This window comes from Bacillus sp. JJ1122 (assembly GCF_036964885.1).
Taxonomy (GTDB): Bacteria; Bacillota; Bacilli; order Bacillales; family Cytobacillaceae; genus Mesobacillus.
The window spans coordinates 33,590-53,369 of the sequence record NZ_JBALQL010000013.1; the positions used below are offsets into that span (position 1 = coordinate 33,590).

A 19,780-nucleotide genomic window follows, 5' to 3' on the forward strand; every position below is an offset into this window, starting at 1 on the left:
TTTGGCATTCTTGGTCCGAACGGAAGCGGGAAAACCACTTTGTTAAAAATGATTTCCGGTGCTTTGAGTACGAAAAAGGGTGGTATTGCCCTTGATGGCCGGCCGTTGGTTGACTACAATCCAAAGCAGCTTGCCCGGCTGATGGCAGTGCTCCCGCAGCATGCTGACCAGGCATTTCCTTACAGTGTAAAAGAAACGGTATCGCTTGGCCGTTACGCACACCAAAAAGGATGGCTGAACAGCTGGACGAAAGACGATGAGTTCATTGTTAAAAGGGTGATGGCCCAGACGGGAATCACCCATTTGCAAGGGAAGTCCATTGCTGAATTATCAGGAGGCGAAAAACAGCGGGTGTTCCTGGCCCAGGCTCTTGCGCAGCAGCCGAAGATCCTTCTGCTTGATGAGCCAACGAATCACCTCGATCTTTCATTTCAAAAAGAACTGCTCGATTTGCTGAAAAAATGGACCGTTGAAGAAGAATTGACGGTTGTGTCTATTTTCCATGATTTGAACTTAGCATCGCTTTATTGTGACCGATTGCTGCTGATGGAAAATGGACAGATCTTAATCGTTGATACTCCTGTGGAAGTTTTAAAAGAAGAGCGGATTCGGAAGGTATATAGAACTGAAGTGAAAAATCATCCACATCCTGAAATTGCAAAGCCGCAGCTGTTGTTGCTTCCGGAAGCTGGGGATGGTGAGAAACAAAATGTGAAAATCGGTTCGGAGCTGCTCAAAAAGTGCAATGACCGTATCGTCCTCAAGTCACCGATCCCGTTAAGGACGATGTCTTCGGGAATAACCGGTGCAGGGATAGGCTGGCATCGTTCATTTGTGAACAGGATTGTTCCAGCAGAATATGACTGCAGCGACCATAAGGCGGAAATGGCGGAATATTTGCAGGAGAACGGCTTTCTTCCAAGTGAGACGGTCGGCATGATGACCGCTGTTCCGGCAGAGACTGCCTCCTACGAGCTTTTCGAAGCTGATGATTTTTCGATTTTTGTGCTGGTCTCAGCAGGAAACACGTCGAGGGACCTTCCGCGGAATATCAATACATGGTTGTTCATTAACGGGAAAATTTCCGAGGAAGCTTTTATCCAGAGCGCGATGACGGCGGCTGAAGCGAAGGTGAGTGTCTTACAGGAAATGGATGGAAGCCATTCTGGCACAGCTGGCACATCACCCGGAATTTCCACGGACAGTATTTGTATCGCCGCTACTCAGCAAGGAACTTTAATATCCTATGCCGGCACAGCAACTCCGCTTGGGAAATTGATCAGCCAGGGAATTTACACTTGTACAAGGGAAGCAATTTTAAAATATCGATCAGCACAATCCGTAATGAAAAGCTGAAGCACAAAGAATGGCGGATATATTTATCCAGCTGCAACGTTGAAGAAGGAATCCTGAAACTGGTCACGAATGTATAGGATGAGGTGATAATCATGGATTTAAAACTTGGGTACGTTATTTTATACGTTGAGGATTTGGAAAAAACAAAACACTTTTACGGTGAATTGCTTGGCCTGAAGCTTCGAAATGAATTTGGCACTTATATCGAATATGAAACAGGCAATACAGTCCTTTCCATGAACACAAGGGAAAGCGGCCGGGAAATCACAAAGCTTCCAATCCCTGATGGACATGGGAAGGAACAGACCTTTGAGCTTGGTTTTGTGACAGAGGATGTAAAAGGAGCGGTAGAAAAATTACGGAAGGCTGGCGTTCCGATTTTATTGGAACCAACCGAAAAGCCATGGGGCCAGGTAGTTGCCTATGCCGCTGATCCTGATGGGCATTATATTGAAATCTGTACGCCGATTGGCTAAAGAAGAATGAATCCCTGTTAAGCAGGGATTTTTTTTATGGAATCGAATTCCAGTTAATGAATGGAATTTTAACCTTTAAATATGAAAGACGTCGTAAAGTGAAGGAAAAAGAAGAGAAGCAATGATAGTAGCGCTTACATTAATGGTTGTAGATTTCCTTAATTATGTTATGATATCTCTTGTTTTTAACGGACCCGGCTTGCTTGAGAGTAGGAAGCCACAAATAATAATAAGGGGTGTTTATTTGAATACAAATACAATAAAACAGCAATGGTTCGGCAATATTAAAGGCGATATTCTTTCAGGTATTGTTGTCGCTCTTGCCTTGATTCCTGAAGCAATTGCTTTCTCGATTATAGCTGGTGTTGATCCGATGGTCGGTCTTTACGCTTCATTTGCGATTGCCGTGACAATCGCGTTTTTTGGCGGCCGTCCTGGCATGATTTCTGCAGCAACAGGAGCGATGGCTCTTGTTATGGTCACGCTGGTAAAAGATCATGGCCTGCAATACCTGTTTGCCGCGACCATCCTGACTGGGATATTGCAAATCCTGTTTGGTGTCTTCAAGCTGGCAAGGTTCACAAAATTCATTCCGCGATCTGTCATGATCGGTTTTGTGAACGCACTGGCCATCCTAATTTTTATGGCACAGCTTGAACAATTTGTCGATGCTACATGGGTCATGTATGCGATGGTAGCAGGTGCTCTTGCGATTATCTATCTTTTTCCGCGAGTAACGAAGACAGTCCCTTCACCGCTCGTTGCCATTATCGTGATCACAATCATTGCGCTGATGACAAATAGTGATGTAAGAACTGTTGGGGATATGGGAAAGCTGAGCTCTGAATTGCCAGCATTCTTTTTCCCAAATGTACCTATTAACTTTGAAACTTTGAAAATTATTTTTACATATTCCATTGCATTGGCAATGGTCGGCCTGCTGGAATCATTGCTGACAGCTTCGATTGTTGATGATATGACAGATACAGAAAGCAATAAGAACCAGGAGAGCCGCGGCCAGGGGATTGCGAATATTGTTGCTGGATTCTTTGGCGGCATGGCGGGCTGTGCAATGATCGGTCAATCCGTTATCAATGTTAAGTCTGGCGGCCGAGGCAGGCTGTCTGCATTCGTGGCTGGTACATTCCTGATGTTCCTGATCATTGTTTTAGGTGATCTTGTCGTCAGAATTCCGATGGCAGCACTTGTTGGAGTGATGATCATGGTGTCAATTGGTACCTTCGACTGGTCCTCGATTAAAGGATTGGCAAAAAATCCAGTTACGGATTCCATTGTTATGGTGACAAGTACTGTTACCACGGTATTCACACACGATCTTTCAAAGGGTGTCTTTGCCGGTATCATCCTGAGTGCGATTTTCTTTGTAGCGAAGATCTCCAAGGTGAAGGTCAACTCCACTTATGATATAGCTGCAGAGCGACGCACTTATTTTATAACAGGTCAGGTGTTTTTTGCTTCCGTAACAGACTTGATTGCCTCCATCGATTTTAAAGAAACAGCAAAAGAAGTAGTAATTGACCTCACTCATGCACATGTATGGGATGATTCAGCCGTTGCGGCAATTGATAAAATTGTCCTGAAATTAAGAGAGAATGGGACGGTAGTCCGTTTGCATGGCTTGAATGAGCCAAGTTCTCACTTGATTGATAAACTTGCTGTTCATAAACAGGAAGGCGCCAAGCTTTCCGGGCATTAAATAAATTTTGGAAAAGCACGTTGACTATTCAGCGTGCTTTCTTTTATATATTAGATAATAGATTCATAGGCAGGGGGAGAGTATCGATGTTTCATAAAATTTTACTCGCGGCAGATGGTTCTGACCATTCTGTGCGAGCGGCAAAAAAAGCCGCAGAACTGGCAAAATTAAGCGGCGATAGTGAAATCACCGTAGTTTACGTCATCGATGGACAAACATCGAAGGAAGATATCCTCCACAATCCAGATCGTTCTGTAGTAGAGGAAAAAAGAAGACTTAGACTCCAGCCAGTGACAAGCCTGTTTAACAGTGAAGATTTGAACTTTAAGCTGGAAAAATTACTGGGCGAACCTGGTCCGGCAATTGTTGAATATGCTAATAAGAATGACTTTGATGTAGTGGTAGTCGGAAGCCGAGGATTGAATGGCCTTCAGGAAATGGTGCTTGGCAGCGTCAGCCATAAAGTCGCGAAACGAGTAAAAGCACCGGTGATGATTGTTAAATAATTTTGATGAACTCGCCTAGTTGCGGGTTTTTTTTATCTCAACTGGCAGAGATTTGTTTCTTCAACTTCATGAAGTTCTGCCTCGAATTTTTTCCTTGTGTTGAAGAATTCCATTTTCACGGAATTAGTAATTGATTCATATGGTATTTTATACAGGGAAAATGGGTTCTTTTCCTAGAAATGGAGCAATAAAAGTACTTTTGTTTCTCTATAGCCAGGTATTAAACTAAGCTTTAGGTTTCATATAAATAAAAGAGGAAATAGTATAGCTGGGGAACTAATATTAAAAATTGATAACATTTAACTTCTTAAAATATAAAGTGGTAAAATAAAAAGCGGAAGTGCCATGGCCGGACCTGTGCCACGTAAAGATTATTCGTTTATGGGGATGACCTGAATGGGCTAATCGGGATGAACCTGGGCTAAGACACTCGACATAAATGTTATTAGAATTGAAAAGTGAATCATAATGGAGGTCAATTTTTATGAAGACAAGAATCGGGCTGCTCTACGGCGGCAAATCGGCTGAACATAAAGTATCCATGCAGACAGCGCTGGCTGTAACAAAAGCATTGGATTTTGAAAAATTCGAAATTTATCCTATATACATAACGGAGGAAGGGGAGTGGGTTAAGGGTCCTCAATTGAGCGCTCCGGCTGAAAATGTGAAAGCTCTTGCGTTTTCTGATGATACCAACCTGCCTTCAACTTCATTTACACCAGCATTATTCCAGGCTGGCGGTGCAGAATCAAGCCAGACTCTTGATGTCATTTTCCCGTTGCTTCACGGTCCAAACGGTGAAGATGGAACGGTACAAGGTCTATTGGAATTATTGAACCTTCCTTATGTCGGCAATGGTGTCCTAGCATCAGCAGCTGGTATGGATAAAGTCCTGATGAAAAACATCTTTGCTCAGGCAGGACTGCCTCAGGTCGATTATGTATCTTCCCTTCGCAGCGAATGGGAAAAGGATAACGAAAAAGTTTACAGCCTGGTTGAAGAACGACTTGGTTATCCATGCTTTGTAAAGCCAGCAAACCTTGGATCAAGTGTTGGAATCAGCAAGGCTTCAAACAAAGAAGAGCTTGAAGCTGCGTTCAAAGAAGCATTCCAATTTGACCGTAAAATCATCATTGAACAGGGTGTCGTTGCGCGTGAAATCGAAATCGGCGTATTGGGCAATGACGAGCCGGAATGCTCAGTAGTCGGTGAAATTGTTCCTAAGAAGGATTTCTATGATTATAAGGCAAAATACGAAGATGGCGATACAGCGATGATCATTCCTGCTGAAATCACGGAACAGCAATATGCGGATATCAAAGAGATGGCCGTTACAGCGTTCAAAGCGCTTGATTGCTCAGGACTTGTCCGTGCAGACTTCTTCCTTACAAAAGAAGGAGAATTCCTGATCAACGAAGTCAACACAATGCCTGGCTTCACACCATTCAGCATGTTCCCGCTGCTATGGAAGCACACAGGAGTCGAGTACCCGCAGCTAATCGAAAAATTAGTAAACCTGGCAATCGAACGCCACACCGAAAAACAAAAAATCAAGTATACTTTTTAATGCGGCATCGCATTAGATTACCGCGTTAAAGCACCGGGGGTCAGACCCCCGGCGCTTTAACGCGGTGGGGTATTTACTTCAAGGGAAACACGGCAGGGGAAGCGATTTGCTTTTTTAGCCGTGTTCCTTCATTTTTGCTGTCAATGGGAGGAAGTTATCATGATTCAAAAATCATTAGCGGAAATTGCTAAAATGGCGGGCGCTTTGAACGATGTCAGCCGTTTTGGTGATGTAATGGTTAAGGGTGTTACAATCGATACCCGAAAAATCGAAGAGAACAATCTGTTTATTCCTTTCAAAGGGGAAAGGACAGATGGACATAAATTTGTAGAAGATGCGATTACAAATGGCGGTGCTTCAGCTGCACTATGGCAAAAGGATGTGCCGAATCCTCCTGATGATTTGCCAATTATCATCGTTGAAGATACAACGGTGGCTTTGCAGGAGCTGGCTAGGAGCTACCGCAATTCACTCGATATCAAAGTAGTCGGGATTACAGGCAGCAACGGGAAAACAACGACGAAGGATATGACAGCGAATTTGCTGGCATTAAAGTTCAAGGTTCAGAAAACGGAAGGCAATTTCAACAACCACCTTGGCCTGCCGCTGACGCTTCTCCGCCTCAGGGAAGATACAGAGGTTGCTGTGCTTGAAATGGGCATGAGCAACAAGGGGGAAATTGAATTTTTAACAGAAATGGGCCGTCCTGACGCTGTCATCATCACGAATATTGGCGAATCCCATTTGCTTGACCTAGGTTCAAGGGAAGCGATCGCGGATGCGAAGCTTGAAATTATCAGCGGGCTGCGCGAAAACGGCTTGATTATTTTTCATGGCGACGAGCCGCTGCTCCAGGAAAGGTTCAAGGATTATAATGGAACAGGCAATCTGAAAACATTTGGATCAAGCTCTGTAAATGACCTTTATCCTGTCAGCGTCGAACCGACGGAAAATGGAAGCAGGTTCAAAACGAATCAAGGTGATGAAACTTTCGAATTGCCAGTTCTCGGCAAACATAACATTTTGAATGCGCTGGCAGCGATGCTTGCGGCTGAGTTCCTCGGGGTTCCTTTTGGAAAAATGAATGAGGGATTTGCCGGACTTAAGCTGACGAATATGAGGATGGAGCTCTCGGAAGGAGCAAAAGGCGAGAAGATCATCAATGATGCCTATAATGCCAGCCCGACTTCAATGAATGCTGCAATTGATCTGGTTGCGAACCTGACTGGCTATAGCCGGAAGATTCTTGTCCTTGGAGATATGCTTGAGCTTGGGCCGCTTGAGGAAGAGTACCATTATAAAGTGGGAACATCCTTAGATGGCGAAAAAATCGACTTTGTCTTCACTTACGGCAAGCTTAGTGAAATGATTGCCAAAGGAGCAAGAGAAGTGCTTGGTGAAGAAAAGGTGTTTGCGTACCAGGATAAACAAGCTTTAAGCGACGAACTGAAAAAACACGTCACGAACGAAACGATTGTCCTTGTAAAAGCTTCCCGCGGAATGAAGCTGGAAGAAGTGGTACAATCCCTGCAAAAATAACAACATCAAAGATGTCCTTAACAGGGCATCTTTCTTACGTTTATACGGAGTCGTTATTATAGGATTTTAAGGGTTAAATGATTTAAAATGGGGAAAGATTAAATACGAGAAAAACTAATGGGTGATTGGTTATGATAGGTTGTCTTTTAATCCATGGATTTACCGGGGCTCCATATGAAGTAGAGCCCCTTGCTCAGTCGTTAAAAGAAAGAACGGACTGGAAAATAGCTGTCCCCACGCTTCCTGGACATGGTGAAGAGCTCAGTTTAAAAGGTATCACATATGATCAGTGGATTCACCATGCCGAAAAAGAGCTGAAAATGCTCTTGAAGGAATGCGATACTGTTTATGTCGTCGGTTTTTCAATGGGTGGTATGATCGCAAGCTATCTTGCAACGAACTATCCGGTAGAAAAACTCGTCCTGCTCAGCGCCGCTGCCTATTATGTCAACCCTAAGCAGCTCGCAGTCGACGTCAGAGAAATGATGAAAGATACAGTTAAGGGAAAATTGAAGGAAAATGAACTATTCCGGCGTTATATGCGAAAAATTAAAGAAACACCCATGACCGCTACCTTGCAGTTTCGCAGGCTCGTTACTAAAATTAAGCCTATTCTCAATGATGTGAAGGTCCCAACATTAATAGCACAGGGAGAGAGTGATGGTATCGTTCCTCCAAAAAGTGCCCAGTATTTATATGAAAATATTGGGTCTGCACAAAAGCGGCTGATTTTTTATAAAAACTCCAAACATCTGATCTGTCACTGTGATGAAAAGGAACAGCTTTTCGAGGAAGTGTACGATTTTTTAACTTCCAGGCAAAGAAAGGGAATGAGCACTTAAAAGGGTCTTCCACAAAAATTGCTTTTCCTTCCTAAAGATGGTATGATAAATATTGAGTGTCTATCTGAGAAAATCCTTTAAGCGGACATACTCCCGTGTTTGGAGAATGTCTTTTTTTGCTAATATTTCAGGTTCTGTGCTTCAGCGTACTAATTACAATGCTGATTCAGCCCTGCTTAAAACCAAGGTGCTAGCACCTATTTTGCCAAAAAACGGTACAATAAACTAACCAGAATCAGAAATGGTTTGGATCATACTTAAACAGCCACTTAAAATAAAAGTATATGTGAATATAAAGGAGAATGAGCAAAGTTGACAATGTTCCAAGAGATGGGCATTAGCCCCGCAACGTTAAAAGCTGTAAAGAATATGGGTTTTGAGGAAGCAACTCCTATTCAGGCGCAGACGATTCCGATCAGCCTAGAAAATAAAGACGTAATCGGCCAGGCACAGACAGGTACTGGTAAGACTGCAGCGTTCGGTATTCCTCTAGTTGAAAAGATCAAAAAGGAAAACCACAATATCCAGGGAATCATCATTGCCCCAACTCGTGAATTGGCAATCCAGGTTTCTGAAGAATTATATAAAATCGGTGCAGGCAAGCGAGTAGGCGTTCTTGCGATTTACGGCGGACAGGATATTAGCCGCCAGATTCGTGCATTGAAAAAAGGCCCGCATATTATCGTTGGTACACCAGGACGTCTTCTTGACCACATCAACAGAAAGACAATTGACCTAAGCAACGTTGAAACGGTCATCCTTGATGAAGCAGACGAAATGCTGAACATGGGCTTTATCGAAGATATCGAAGAAATCTTAGCTAAAATCCCTGGCGCACGCCAAACATTGTTGTTCTCCGCTACAATGCCTGGCCCAATCCAGAAGATTGCTGAGCGTTTCATGAATGATCCGCAAATCGTTCGTGTAAAAGCGAAAGAAATGACGGTTCCTGCAATCGAGCAATTCTATGTTGAAGTTCAAGAAAAGAATAAATTCGATGTCCTTACACGCCTTCTTGATATCCAATCTCCTGAATTGGCAATCATCTTCGGTCGTACAAAGCGCCGTGTTGATGAGCTTTCAGAAGCATTGAACCTGCGTGGCTATACGGCTGAAGGAATCCACGGAGACCTTACGCAAGCTAAGCGTATGTCTGTTCTTAGGAAGTTCAAAGAAGGTTCTATCGATGTTCTAGTTGCGACAGATGTTGCAGCACGTGGACTTGATATTTCCGGTGTAACGCATGTTTACAACTTTGACATCCCGCAGGATCCTGAAAGCTATGTACACCGTATCGGACGTACTGGCCGTGCTGGTAAAACGGGTATGGCAATCACTTTCGTTACAGCTAGAGAGCAATCTTACCTGCAGGTAGTTGAAAGAACAACTAAGAAGCGCATGGAAAAGATGAAAGCTCCAACATTGGATGAAGCACTAGAAGGCCAGCAAAGAGCAGTTGTTGACAAGATTACTCAGACAATCGAGTCAAACAACCTTCAATACTACCGTCAGGCAGCAGATGAGCTTCTAAGAAACCACGATGCTCAAACAGTTGTTGCTTCTGTATTGAAAATGCTGACAAAAGAGCCAGATATGACTCCTGTCAAGCTGACTGAAGAAAAGCCTCTTCCAAACAGAAACAAAAAACCACAAGACCGCAGAAGATACGATTCTAACAGCGGCGGCGGCGGACGCAAGAAGCCACCTTTGAAGCCAAGATCTGGCGGCGCTAAGCGCTCCGGCGGCAGCAGAGAAGGCGGCGGCTTTAAATCTAGATCACCAAGATAAATAAAACAATGTAAATCCCTGGTTTTTTATAAAACCGGGGATTTTTTATAGGTTAATGATATTGTTGATGATGCTTTGAGTAATATCAAAGAAGGTATTCCGCGAAAATCCACTTTAATTCCGCAAAAACAGCGAGCTATTCCGCGAAAGTTCACTTCATTTCCGCAAAAATTTGTCGAAATCCCGCAAACTGGAAAAAACCAAGGTTTTTTTCCAATTTTAAATCTGAAGTTGAGAGTTTCAGAACTTAATCAAGAAATTCAACCATTCAGTTGGGCATACTACCATTAAAAAACGGGTGAGGTGCAGCCGGATATGACGATTGTGAGACTTGGTTACGTTGCGATGAGTGAGGAACTGAAGAACGCGTCTCCGTCGCAGACGATGACATTTAAACAATTCCAGGCAATCAAGGACCGGGAAGCGGCGATCAATAAGCTTGAAAGGATTGCGGTCTCAAACCTGGAAAATTGCCTGCGTCTTTTGAGGCACAGCAAGGCGAATGAGATTCATTTTTTCAGGCTGAGTTCGAGGTTGATTCCGCTTGCGAATCACGAGGAGCTTTCAGATTGGAAATTCATGCGTGCGTTAAAAGAGCCATTGCAGGACATAGCCGATTTTTTAAAAAAGAATCCGATGCGTGTGGATTTCCATCCGGATCATTTTGTGCTGCTGAATACTCTCAAAACAGACACGCTCAATAATTCGGTCAAGACTCTTGCGATGCACCATGCATTGCTGAAAGGGATGGGGATTGATCCAGAGCACCGCTGCGTCTTGCATGTTGGCGGGGTCTATGAAGATAAGGATAAGGCGCTTGAGCAGTTCATCCATAACTGGGGACTTGTTTCAACTAGGCTGCAGAGCATGATCATCCTTGAGAATGACGACACATCCTTCACGCTTCACGACACGCTTTATCTCTGTGAAAAACTGGGCATCCCGCTTGTTTTCGATTACCACCATCATCTGGCGCATCATGAGGACATCAATTGGCAGGAGCAGTGGGAACGTGTCGTTGGTACTTGGGAGCATTCCAAGCTTCCTGTGAAAATGCATATATCCAGCCCACGGTCTGAAAAAGAATTCAGGGCACATGCCGAATATGTGGATGTTGAAATGTTCATGGATTTCCTCCGCCGCATAAAGGGCTCAGTGCCCGAAATTCATTGCATGATCGAAGCAAAAAAGAAAGACCTCGCCTTATTCCAGCTTGCGGAGGACTTAAAGAAGATTCCGGATGTAGAAGCGATTGATGCCAGCAGCTTTCTTTTAAAATAAAGCCGTTTTTCCGTATAGGATTCTGCCCGCATTCTGCCAGCACGAAGAACTGCCTGCCTTTTCCACCCAAATATGCTGACTCCAAATCCTAAAACACACCGGTCACCTGAAATTAATGCCCAACTAAAGTATTCATGTTGTATACTTAGGAAGGTGCTATTAATTGGAAAAGCAGGAGGTTGTTTTATGACGATTTCTGAACCGCAGAAGCGTATTTCCGAGCGGGCTTTGACTGTCTGGAAAATATCTGCTTGCCTCCATTCTTTGGTGGTCTGGCTTATAGCGGGCGGTCTGATCACTTTGACTGTTTTATTTGATTGGCCTTATTGGATTATTGGGGCTGCCTTGATGGTGGCAGCATTATATAGCTATTTATTCATTTTTTTCTTGCCGACTCTTCGCTGGAAACGCTGGCGTTATGAGGTCAGGGAGCAGGAGATAGAACTTCAGTACGGGGTATTTATTATAAAGAAAACATTAATTCCGATGATTCGAGTACAGCATGTTGATACCCAGCAAGGTCCGCTGCTGAGGAAGTACCGGTTATCGACAGTAACGGTTTCCACGGCTGCGACGGTGCATGAAATACCTGCGCTTGATATGGAGGAAGCGGAGAACTTGAGGACTTCCATCTCAAGGCTGGCAAGGGTGGCGGATGAAGATGTCTGAACCGAAAAGACTTCACCCCGTTGCTGCCGTTGTCAATGCTCTTCGTCAGCTGAAGGAATTGATTATCCCGTTTCTGCTATTCGTGGTGTTTGGAAGCAGTGGGACGAAATGGGATCATTTTTATTTTTACGGATCGATCGCTGCTGTTGTGCTTGTATTCGTGTACGGGGTTCTGACCTGGTACAGGTTCACCTATCGCATCGAGCAAGGGGAACTTAGAATCGAATATGGGTTAATCGTGCGCAAAAAGCGTTATATTCCTTTTGAAAGAATCCAGAGCCTTGATTCATCAGAGGGAATTTTACAGAGAATGTTCGGCCTTGTGAAGGTGAAAGTTGAGACAGCTGGGTCAGGTGGAATGGGACTTCAGGATGGAGAGGCGGTCCTGACCGCGATCACAAAGCAAGATGCAGAAGAAATACATAATTATTTAGTCTCAATCAAAAGGGCTGACAGGCTGGTTCATGACGAACAGGAACAGGAAGCTAGTGAAGACGTTCTTTATAAAATCTCGATAAAAGAATTGCTGATGCTCGCTTCAACTTCGGGGGGAGTCGGTGTCGTTATTTCAGCTGTAATGGCTTTTGTTTTTCAGTTCGAAGAATTCATCCCTTATGAACAAATTTTTGATGGTGTAGAATCTTTCGTTAAAAGCGGATTCGTATTTGTCAGTTTCGTTGTATTTGCAGGGTTTTTGCTGGCTTGGATCATCGCTCTTTTTGGCACGATGCTGAAATACGCGAATTTTACCGTAAGGAAAGTGGATAACGACCTCGTGATTACTAGGGGGCTGCTTGAGAAGCGGCAATTTACGATTCCTTTGAATCGCATCCAGGCAGTACGGATCAGTGAAAACTTGATCAGGCAGCCGCTTGGCTACGCCGCAGCCTACATTGAAAGTGCAGGAGGCTCTGCTCTTGATCATGAAAGCTCAAAGGTCATCATTCTTCCAATTGTAAAAAAAAGGCAGATCCCGGATTTACTCGAACCTTATTTGACGGATTACCAGTTTCGGAATGAACTAACGCCTGCGCCTTCACGATCGTATGGCAGATACTTATTCAAGAGCTGGATTCTCGTTTTTCCTTTCATCCTAGCGGCCATTTGGTTTTTCAGGCCGTGGGGATACGCAGCGCTTATTCTGCTTGTGGTTTCTGCACTATGGTCATTCTTGAATTTTAAGGATGCAGGCTGGGGCATAGACAACGGGATGCTGACATTCCGCTACCGCCGTATTGTGAAGAACACCGTTTTTATGAGGAAAAATAAAGTCCAGTCCTTTAGCGTCAAGGAAAGCTTTTTCCAGCGAAAAAAGAAGCTGGCAACCGTTGAGGCCATCGTGAAATCAGGCCATGGCGGATCAGGGGGCAAGGTTATCGACCTTGAGAAAAAGGATGCCGAGGCGATTTATCATTGGTATTCGCATGAAGCTGCAGAATAAGAAAAGCGCAAGCGCCTTGTAAAAGGAACGGCGGCTAACTACGCCACGTCCTGTGGCAACGTCGCCCTCAGCACATCCTGTGCAAGTCCGACAAGCGCTGGAGCTGGACAATTCTCGAAGTGTATTTTATTCATTCTTATCCATAAGTAAAAGCGCCAATCCGGCGCTTTTTTTACGTCATGCGGTTTTTGAAAATAGCAGCGCCAATCAGGAATCCGGCAATCAAACCGAAAATATGGGCGGTGATATTAATGTTTGATTGGACGAAGGTCATGACTATTCCAATGATGGCAATGGTCATGATTGTCTGGGAGTTTTCCCTGGACATCATGGCTTTGCGGAAAAAGATAATCGCGATATAGAAACCGAACAACCCAAAGATGGCTCCGCTTGAACCTACATGTGTATACGTTAATGGCTCAAGTGACAGGGTGGCGACATTTGCGGCGATTCCTGTAGCTAAATAAAGCAGGATGAATTTCGTTCTTCCAAGCAATTGTTCAAGGGCCGGCGCAAAAAGGACGAGTGAAAAACTGTTAAACAGCATGTGGGCAAAGCCGGAGTGCATGAAAATCGGAGTGACCAGCCGCCAGTAGTCACCATTTACAATGTACAAATTAACTCCCGAAAGCAGCTCGAATAGGTATCTGCTTGGGAAGAATGGTATGGTAGTGACCAAATATAATAAGATATGGATAGAGATAACCAATGTAACAATTGGGTAATATCTGATGAAATCACGAAAGCTTTCAGTTCTCGTAAACATGCCGAACCTCCTGGGTACTAATATATAAAGCTTATCCTTAATCTCAGATAGTTGTACAATATTTTGTATGCAGAATGTATCTTTTTTAGAAGGAGCATGAAAAATGATCATAGGAACTGGCGTTGACATTGTTGAAATAGGCCGGATCAGGAAGTTGGTTGAATCCCAGCCGCGTTTCCCTGACAGAGTGCTTACGGAAAAAGAAAAGACCATTTACAGTACATATAACGAGCGAAGAAGAGCAGAATTTCTTGCTGGCCGCTGGGCTGCGAAGGAAGCTTTTTCAAAAGCTAAAGGGACGGGCATCGGCAAAGAATTATCCTTCCTTGATATTGAAATCGAAGCGGATCTCCAGGGCCGTCCAACCGTGACGAAGCCGATGATGGAGGGAGTCCACCTTTCGATATCCCATAGTGAGCAGTATGCGATTGCGCAGGTCATCATTGAAAAAAATTAAAAGCTTGTCATCGCTTGGTCATATTCACCCAGGTTGTCTCATATATTCATAATGCAGTAAGGGAGACAAGGCTAGGCGGCGGGAACATGGCTGCAACGAGACAACTCAGGCAATTTGCAGCCAGTGTCTTATTCCTGTCCTTTCTTTCCCTTTACACGTTTAAATGAGACTAAAAGGGGTTGGAAGAATGAAGAAAAGGTTGTTGCTGCTTCTCGCCGGGCTCATGGTTATTTTTGCTCTGGCTGCCTGCGGTACAAAATCACAGGAATCTGTGGTTAAGGAGTTGGATGGAACGCTCAATGATTTAAAGAGTTACAAGGCTAAGGCAAAAATGACATTGCAGATGGGTACGGAACCTCAGGTGTATGAGGTGGAAATTTGGCACAAAGATCCGTCATTTTACCGTGTGAACCTGAAGAATGCCCAGAAAGACCAAAGCCAGATGATTCTTCGCAATGAAGAAGGAGTTTTTGTTTTGACACCTGCGCTGAACAAAAGCTTCCGATTCCAGAGCGACTGGCCGAAAAACAGCAGCCAGGCGTACTTATACGAATCTTTAATCACAGATATCCTTGAGGACAAACAAGCGAAGTTCTCAGCAACAAAGAACCATTATGTTTTTGAAACGAAAACAAGGTACCAAAACAATAAGATGCTTCCGATCCAGGAAATCAAGCTGAATAAAAAGAATCTATCACCGGTAAGCGTGAAGGTAATGGATCCTGACCGCAACTCACTTGTTACAGTGGAATTCTCAGAGGTTAAATTCGATGCAAGCTTTGATAAAGACGCATTTGACATGAAGAAAAACATGACGCGTGTGCAGCTTGAAGTGCCGGTTATGGCAGATGTCAATGACAAGGCATTCACAGTCAAGTATCCAATGGCTGAAATTCCAGGCGTCACATTAGTGGATGAAAAGGAAATCACAACTGAGAATGGCAAGCGAGTCGTATTGACATACGACGGCGACAAGTCCTTCACCTTGATCCAGGAGAAAGCGGACGCATTGCCAGCTATGTCTTCTCCAATCAATGTGACCGGCCATCCAGTTGACCTCGGGTTTACAATCGGCGCCATGACAGAAACATCGATTTCTTGGACTCACCTCGGGGTAGACTATATGCTGGCTTCTGCCGACTTGTCACCAGAAGAATTAGAAATGGTAGCAAAATCAGTAGTTGCAGACATGGAAAAATAAGAACCCGAACAACAGGCTCAGAGCAACCTGAGCCTGTTTTTTATTTGGGTGGAATTGGTATTCGGAAAATATCCATTTTTTTCGGAATAAACGAGATGGTTTTCGGAATAAATTAGATTTTTTCGGAATAAATGCCGGGGATTCCGGAATAAAAGAAGAATTTCCGGAATATCTTATCTCCTGCTGTCTCTGCTGAACTATTGCTTGAGGTAAAAAGTAGGCAAATGTAAGTGGATTTGATACGAACGATTGAATTTTATGAAAACAAGGGTCTTTCTCCACAAACTATATTAACCATTTGACATTGAACCGATGGAATTCGATAATGGTAAAATAAATAAAATGTTCGGTCTGAAGGAAGTGGAGTTTCGGTGGAGGAGCAAGGATTTTTTTACCGTGATACATGGGCAGAGGTGGATTTGGATTATATTAAAGAAAATGTGAAGGCGATTAAAGCTCACCTGCCTGAAGAGGTTGATTTTATAGCGGTAGTGAAGGCGAACGCATATGGGCATGGGGATTCACAAACAGCAGAAGCAGCGCTGGAGGCGGGAGCATCCATGCTGGCAGTTGCGTTTATGGACGAGGCTCTTGCGTTAAGGAAAAAAGGGATAACAGCCCCAGTCCTGGTGCTTGGCGCAAGCCGGCCTGAGGACGTTAATATTGCTGCGGAGGAAGATGTCATTCTAACCGTTTTCCAAGAGGAATGGCTGGCAACAGCACGCGAAGTTCTTAAAGGTGAAGCTTCCATTTCTCTTCATATAAAAATAGATACAGGCATGGGCCGGATCGGCATACGGTCAGCAGAAGAACTGAAATCAATTGAAAAGTCGATCCGGGAAGATTCGCGGCTCGAGCTTCATGGAGTATATACGCATTTTGCAACAGCGGATGAACTGGATGAAACGTACTTTAAGGAACAGCTCAGCCTTTTTAAAGAATTGCTCGGGACGCTGGATGAGCTCCCTCCATGTGTACACAGCAGCAATAGCGCAGCTGCCCTCATGCATGCAGAGGCACAATTCAGTGCAGTCAGGGCCGGTATCGCTATGTATGGATTAACGCCTTCATTGGAGATTGAACCAGAGCTGCCAGTTCGATTGAATGAAGCGTTCACCCTCCATTCCCGGCTTGTGCATGTGAAAAAACTTGAAAAGGGCCAGAAGGTAAGTTATGGGGCAACCTATGAAGCGACTGAAGATATTTGGGTCGGAACATTGCCGATCGGTTATGCTGATGGCTGGATCCGCAGGCTTCAGGGGCAGGAAGTGCTGATAAATGGCAAACGCTCTCCGATCATCGGGCGTATCTGCATGGACCAATGCATGGTCAGGCTGCCTGAAGAGGTTCCTGTAGGGACGATTGCCACCTTGATTGGGCAACAAGGGGAAGAGATAATTTCCATCAATGAAATTGCGAAAAGGCTGGAAACAATCAATTATGAAGTTCCTTGCATCATCTCCTCACGTGTACCGAGGATTTACAAACAACAAGGTAAAATAGTGGATTTGAACAATTCACTGCTTTAGAGAAATACAACCCTTGAATTAGGGTTGTTTTATCCAAATATTAACAATCATGTTTATTTCGCCTAAAACCATGCATAAAACCCTATTTTTTTGGCGGATAATACAGAAGAATTGCTGATTAGCCTTTGCATCTGGGATAAATAGTGATAATATTAGAAATGGTAGAGAGATAAAGAACTTAATAACGGTATGTAGTGATGATGGTGGAGGTGTATGTTTGTGTCTGAATCCAGCGCAACAACTGAGATTTTGGTAAAGTTACCGCAGCATCTATTAAGCGAATTAGATGGATTTGTTAAGCAGGAAAACGTAAACCGCAGCGAATTTATTTATCAGGCTACAAAAATGTATTTGCGTGAGAAGAAAAAGAGACAAATTCGTGAATCCATGAGACGTGGCTATATGGAAATGGCCAAAATTAATCTGACCATTGCATCTGAGGCATTTCAAGCAGAATACGAGGCAGAACACACAGTTGAACGTCTAGTCAGCGGAGGATAATCCCTTGATTGTCAAACGTGGTGACGTCTATTTTGCGGACCTATCCCCAGTTGTTGGTTCAGAGCAAGGCGGAGTCCGCCCTGTACTGGTCATCCAAAACGACATCGGGAATCGGTTTAGTCCCACAGTCATTATCGCAGCGATCACAGCTCAAATCCAAAAAGCGAAGCTTCCGACTCATGTTGAAATTGATGCGAAGCGGTACGGTTTTGAACGAGACTCGGTTATATTATTGGAACAAATTCGCACAATCGACAAACAGCGCCTAACCGATAAAATTACCCATCTCGATGACGAAATGATGGAAAAAGTGGATGAAGCCCTTCAAGTAAGTTTAGGTCTTATTGAATTTTAATTTAAAGTACGCTCTGTGTAAGAGCGTTTTTTTGTAACCCGAATCACTTGGCCTGGAATCCAGGTCCTTTACATAACCCATAAAAATAAACGGATGTGTTCTGTGTGGAGGCAAGCCATGAAGGCTTGTCTCTTTTTTTATATGCACTTATCAGCAAAACCAAATTAACGCATTAACGCATTGGGGGCCAGACCCCCGGTTGGTTAACGCGTTAAAGCGGTGGGGGTCAGACCCCCACCGCTTTAATGTGTGAAAGTCTGCTTGCTCATATAAAGCTCAAAAATAAGGAATAGTAAAAATAACTTTTTTGTCCATTGGATGTTAGAAAACTTGTGCTTTATTTAAAGGATTGTATTTTTCTGAAAATAATTGGAAGTAGTCTCCTTAAAGCTCCCTTTTGGTATTGGTAAATAGTGTAAAATAGCTATAAAGGAGCGTTGTCGACAAGTTGATTTTATTTGACGAACGTAGTCTGTTATCATTAAATGGAGATATAAACATTGATCTTATGAATAAATTTTTACATTTTTAAGATTGGTTTACATTTGGACGGAAGAGGGTAATATAAAATTTTTGTGTGATAGAATGGAGAGGATCGAATGAACAATACCATTTCAAATTACATTCAGTCTCATAAGCAGGAGATTCTGGATGAATGGATAAATAGAACAAGAGAAGAAGCCGATGAACGAGTAGTACGCCTTGTTTCAGACCGGGTTTTTACTGTCGCCAGCAAAGAATTCATCGACTTGATCATTTCAAATTTTAAAGGTTCGAATGAAGAATACCATAATAAACTGACGGATTTTGCTGAAAAGGTCGTCAGGCTTGGCTGGCCTTTGACATTCGTGACGAAGGGTCTCCATACTTTCAATTTAATTGTTTTTGAAGGCATGCAAAACGAAGGAATTGTTACAAAGGAAAACCAGATGGAAGTAGTGTATGAATTTGACCGTTGGGCAACGCCGATGAACAATGAAATTGTCAGCGTATATTCATCAACATGGGAAAGAACGGTTTCTTTGCAGAAAATTGCCCTTCAGGAGCTATCAGCACCATTGATTCCGGTTTTCGAAGGAATCACAGTCATGCCGCTTGTAGGTACAATTGATACGGAACGAGCAAAGCAAATTATGGAAAATTTGCTGAAGGGTGCTGTCAAACATCGTTCCGAAGTTGTCCTAATTGATATTACTGGTGTACCAGTTGTCGATACGATGGTAGCGCATCATATTATCCAGGCTGCGGATGCGGTCAGGCTGATTGGTGCTAAGTGCATGCTCGTAGGGATCCGTCCCGAAATCGCACAGACGATCGTGAATCTGGGTATTGATTTGAACCAGTTTACAACAAAGAATAACCTCAAAAAAGGGATAGAAGCAGCTCTTGAGCTGACAAATAAAAAAATTGTTTCTATGGGGGGAGCTAAGTGAGAATACCTATCCTTAAGCTGAATGATTGCCTGTTGGTCTCCATTCAATGGGAGCTTGACGACCAGACTGCTCTTCAATTCCAAGAGGATTTGCTCCATAAAATACATGAAACAAGCGCCAATGGCGTGGTCATTGATTTAACGTCAATAGACTTCATTGACTCGTTTATTGCCAAAGTTCTTGGGGACGTAATCAATATGTCCAAGCTTATGGGCGCGATTGTTGTCATTACCGGAATCCAGCCTGCTGTTGCCATAACGCTAATTGAATTAGGGATCAGTCTTGATGATGTCCTAACTGCATTAGATTTAGAAAAAGGTTTGGAGAAATTACAACAGGAATTGGGGGAATAGGTG

19 protein-coding genes are annotated in these 19,780 nt (G+C 43.6%); 18 read left to right on the forward strand and 1 reads right to left on the reverse strand.

Annotated elements, in window-relative coordinates; translation table 11 throughout:
* The 11 genes from V7201_RS07810 to V7201_RS07860 all read left to right on the forward strand — a co-directional run.
* Positions 1-1,356, forward strand: a 1,356-nt coding sequence (locus V7201_RS07810) for an adenosylcobinamide amidohydrolase (RefSeq protein ID WP_335376228.1), incomplete at its 5' end; no start/stop codon positions are given.
* A 92-nt stretch (positions 1,357-1,448) separates the two neighbouring features.
* Positions 1,449-1,832: a VOC family protein gene (locus V7201_RS07815; RefSeq protein ID WP_335376229.1), complete on the forward strand. Its 384-nt coding sequence runs from the start codon at positions 1,449-1,451 to the stop codon at positions 1,830-1,832.
* A gap of 244 nt (positions 1,833-2,076) precedes the next feature.
* Positions 2,077-3,549, forward strand: coding sequence for a SulP family inorganic anion transporter (locus tag V7201_RS07820; protein ID WP_335376230.1), 1,473 nt, complete (start codon positions 2,077-2,079; stop codon positions 3,547-3,549).
* 86 nt (positions 3,550-3,635) lie between these two features.
* Positions 3,636-4,055, forward strand: coding sequence for a universal stress protein (locus V7201_RS07825; protein WP_335376231.1), 420 nt, complete (start codon positions 3,636-3,638; stop codon positions 4,053-4,055).
* Between the two features lie 484 nt (positions 4,056-4,539).
* On the forward strand, positions 4,540-5,622 hold the full coding sequence (locus tag V7201_RS07830; RefSeq protein ID WP_335376232.1) for a D-alanine--D-alanine ligase: 1,083 nt from the start codon (positions 4,540-4,542) through the stop codon (positions 5,620-5,622).
* A gap of 159 nt (positions 5,623-5,781) precedes the next feature.
* On the forward strand, positions 5,782-7,161 hold the full coding sequence (locus V7201_RS07835) for a UDP-N-acetylmuramoyl-tripeptide--D-alanyl-D-alanine ligase (RefSeq protein ID WP_335376233.1): 1,380 nt from the start codon (positions 5,782-5,784) through the stop codon (positions 7,159-7,161).
* Between the two features lie 131 nt (positions 7,162-7,292).
* Positions 7,293-8,003, forward strand: a complete 711-nt coding sequence (locus V7201_RS07840; protein ID WP_335376234.1) for an alpha/beta hydrolase — start codon at positions 7,293-7,295, stop codon at positions 8,001-8,003.
* 312 nt (positions 8,004-8,315) lie between these two features.
* Positions 8,316-9,791: a DEAD/DEAH box helicase gene (locus tag V7201_RS07845; protein ID WP_335376235.1), complete on the forward strand. Its 1,476-nt coding sequence runs from the start codon at positions 8,316-8,318 to the stop codon at positions 9,789-9,791.
* Positions 9,792-10,106: 315 nt separating this feature from the next.
* The gene (uvsE, locus tag V7201_RS07850) at positions 10,107-11,072 is read left to right on the forward strand and encodes a UV DNA damage repair endonuclease UvsE (protein WP_335376236.1); all 966 of its coding nucleotides are present in this window, start codon (positions 10,107-10,109) and stop codon (positions 11,070-11,072) included.
* Positions 11,073-11,258: 186 nt separating this feature from the next.
* Positions 11,259-11,741, forward strand: coding sequence for a PH domain-containing protein (locus V7201_RS07855; RefSeq protein WP_335376237.1), 483 nt, complete (start codon positions 11,259-11,261; stop codon positions 11,739-11,741).
* On the forward strand, positions 11,734-13,182 hold the full coding sequence (locus tag V7201_RS07860; RefSeq protein WP_335376238.1) for a PH domain-containing protein: 1,449 nt from the start codon (positions 11,734-11,736) through the stop codon (positions 13,180-13,182). The genes V7201_RS07855 and V7201_RS07860 overlap by 8 nt, the downstream gene beginning before the upstream one ends.
* A 172-nt stretch (positions 13,183-13,354) precedes the next feature.
* On the opposite strand, the gene V7201_RS07865 is transcribed toward V7201_RS07860, so the two are convergent.
* Positions 13,355-13,948 carry a rhomboid family intramembrane serine protease gene (locus V7201_RS07865; protein WP_335376239.1) on the reverse strand — a complete coding sequence of 198 codons (594 nt, stop codon included), beginning with the start codon at positions 13,946-13,948 and terminating at the stop codon, positions 13,355-13,357.
* A gap of 103 nt (positions 13,949-14,051) precedes the next feature.
* Here V7201_RS07865 and acpS point away from each other — a divergent pair, with 103 nt between their 5' ends.
* The 7 genes from acpS (at position 14,052) to V7201_RS07900 (ending at position 19,777) form a co-directional block, all read left to right on the forward strand.
* Positions 14,052-14,405, forward strand: a complete 354-nt coding sequence (acpS, locus tag V7201_RS07870) for a holo-ACP synthase (protein ID WP_335376240.1) — start codon at positions 14,052-14,054, stop codon at positions 14,403-14,405.
* 187 nt (positions 14,406-14,592) lie between these two features.
* Positions 14,593-15,606, forward strand: a complete 1,014-nt coding sequence (locus V7201_RS07875; protein ID WP_335376241.1) for a LolA family protein — start codon at positions 14,593-14,595, stop codon at positions 15,604-15,606.
* Positions 15,607-15,977: 371 nt separating this feature from the next.
* Positions 15,978-17,135 carry an alanine racemase gene (gene alr / locus V7201_RS07880; RefSeq protein ID WP_335376242.1) on the forward strand — a complete coding sequence of 386 codons (1,158 nt, stop codon included), beginning with the start codon at positions 15,978-15,980 and terminating at the stop codon, positions 17,133-17,135.
* Positions 17,136-17,354: 219 nt separating this feature from the next.
* A complete protein-coding gene (locus V7201_RS07885; protein ID WP_207503024.1) occupies positions 17,355-17,636 on the forward strand; it encodes a CopG family ribbon-helix-helix protein in 282 nt (93 codons plus the stop codon).
* A 4-nt stretch (positions 17,637-17,640) separates the two neighbouring features.
* Positions 17,641-17,991: a type II toxin-antitoxin system endoribonuclease NdoA gene (ndoA, locus tag V7201_RS07890; RefSeq protein ID WP_041967053.1), complete on the forward strand. Its 351-nt coding sequence runs from the start codon at positions 17,641-17,643 to the stop codon at positions 17,989-17,991.
* A 599-nt stretch (positions 17,992-18,590) separates the two neighbouring features.
* Positions 18,591-19,424: an RsbT co-antagonist protein RsbRA gene (locus V7201_RS07895; RefSeq protein WP_335376243.1), complete on the forward strand. Its 834-nt coding sequence runs from the start codon at positions 18,591-18,593 to the stop codon at positions 19,422-19,424.
* On the forward strand, positions 19,421-19,777 hold the full coding sequence (locus V7201_RS07900) for an STAS domain-containing protein (RefSeq protein WP_335376244.1): 357 nt from the start codon (positions 19,421-19,423) through the stop codon (positions 19,775-19,777). The genes V7201_RS07895 and V7201_RS07900 overlap by 4 nt, the downstream gene beginning before the upstream one ends.
* Positions 19,778-19,780 lie beyond the last annotated feature (3 nt).

Excerpts from the sequence above, each read along its gene's own strand:
- V7201_RS07815 (WP_335376229.1), top strand. The coding sequence starts at position 1,449 with ATGGATTTAAAACTTGGGTACGTTATTTTATACGTTGAGGATTTGGAA.
- V7201_RS07825 (WP_335376231.1), top strand. The coding sequence starts at position 3,636 with ATGTTTCATAAAATTTTACTCGCGGCAGATGGTTCTGACCATTCTGTG.
- V7201_RS07830 (WP_335376232.1), top strand. The coding sequence starts at position 4,540 with ATGAAGACAAGAATCGGGCTGCTCTACGGCGGCAAATCGGCTGAACAT.
- V7201_RS07835 (WP_335376233.1), top strand. The coding sequence starts at position 5,782 with ATGATTCAAAAATCATTAGCGGAAATTGCTAAAATGGCGGGCGCTTTG.
- V7201_RS07840 (WP_335376234.1), top strand. The coding sequence starts at position 7,293 with ATGATAGGTTGTCTTTTAATCCATGGATTTACCGGGGCTCCATATGAA.
- uvsE (WP_335376236.1), top strand. The coding sequence starts at position 10,107 with ATGACGATTGTGAGACTTGGTTACGTTGCGATGAGTGAGGAACTGAAG.
- V7201_RS07855 (WP_335376237.1), top strand. The coding sequence starts at position 11,259 with ATGACGATTTCTGAACCGCAGAAGCGTATTTCCGAGCGGGCTTTGACT.
- V7201_RS07860 (WP_335376238.1), top strand. The coding sequence starts at position 11,734 with ATGTCTGAACCGAAAAGACTTCACCCCGTTGCTGCCGTTGTCAATGCT.
- V7201_RS07865 (WP_335376239.1), bottom strand. The coding sequence starts at position 13,948 with ATGTTTACGAGAACTGAAAGCTTTCGTGATTTCATCAGATATTACCCA.
- acpS (WP_335376240.1), top strand. The coding sequence starts at position 14,052 with ATGATCATAGGAACTGGCGTTGACATTGTTGAAATAGGCCGGATCAGG.
- V7201_RS07875 (WP_335376241.1), top strand. The coding sequence starts at position 14,593 with ATGAAGAAAAGGTTGTTGCTGCTTCTCGCCGGGCTCATGGTTATTTTT.
- V7201_RS07895 (WP_335376243.1), top strand. The coding sequence starts at position 18,591 with ATGAACAATACCATTTCAAATTACATTCAGTCTCATAAGCAGGAGATT.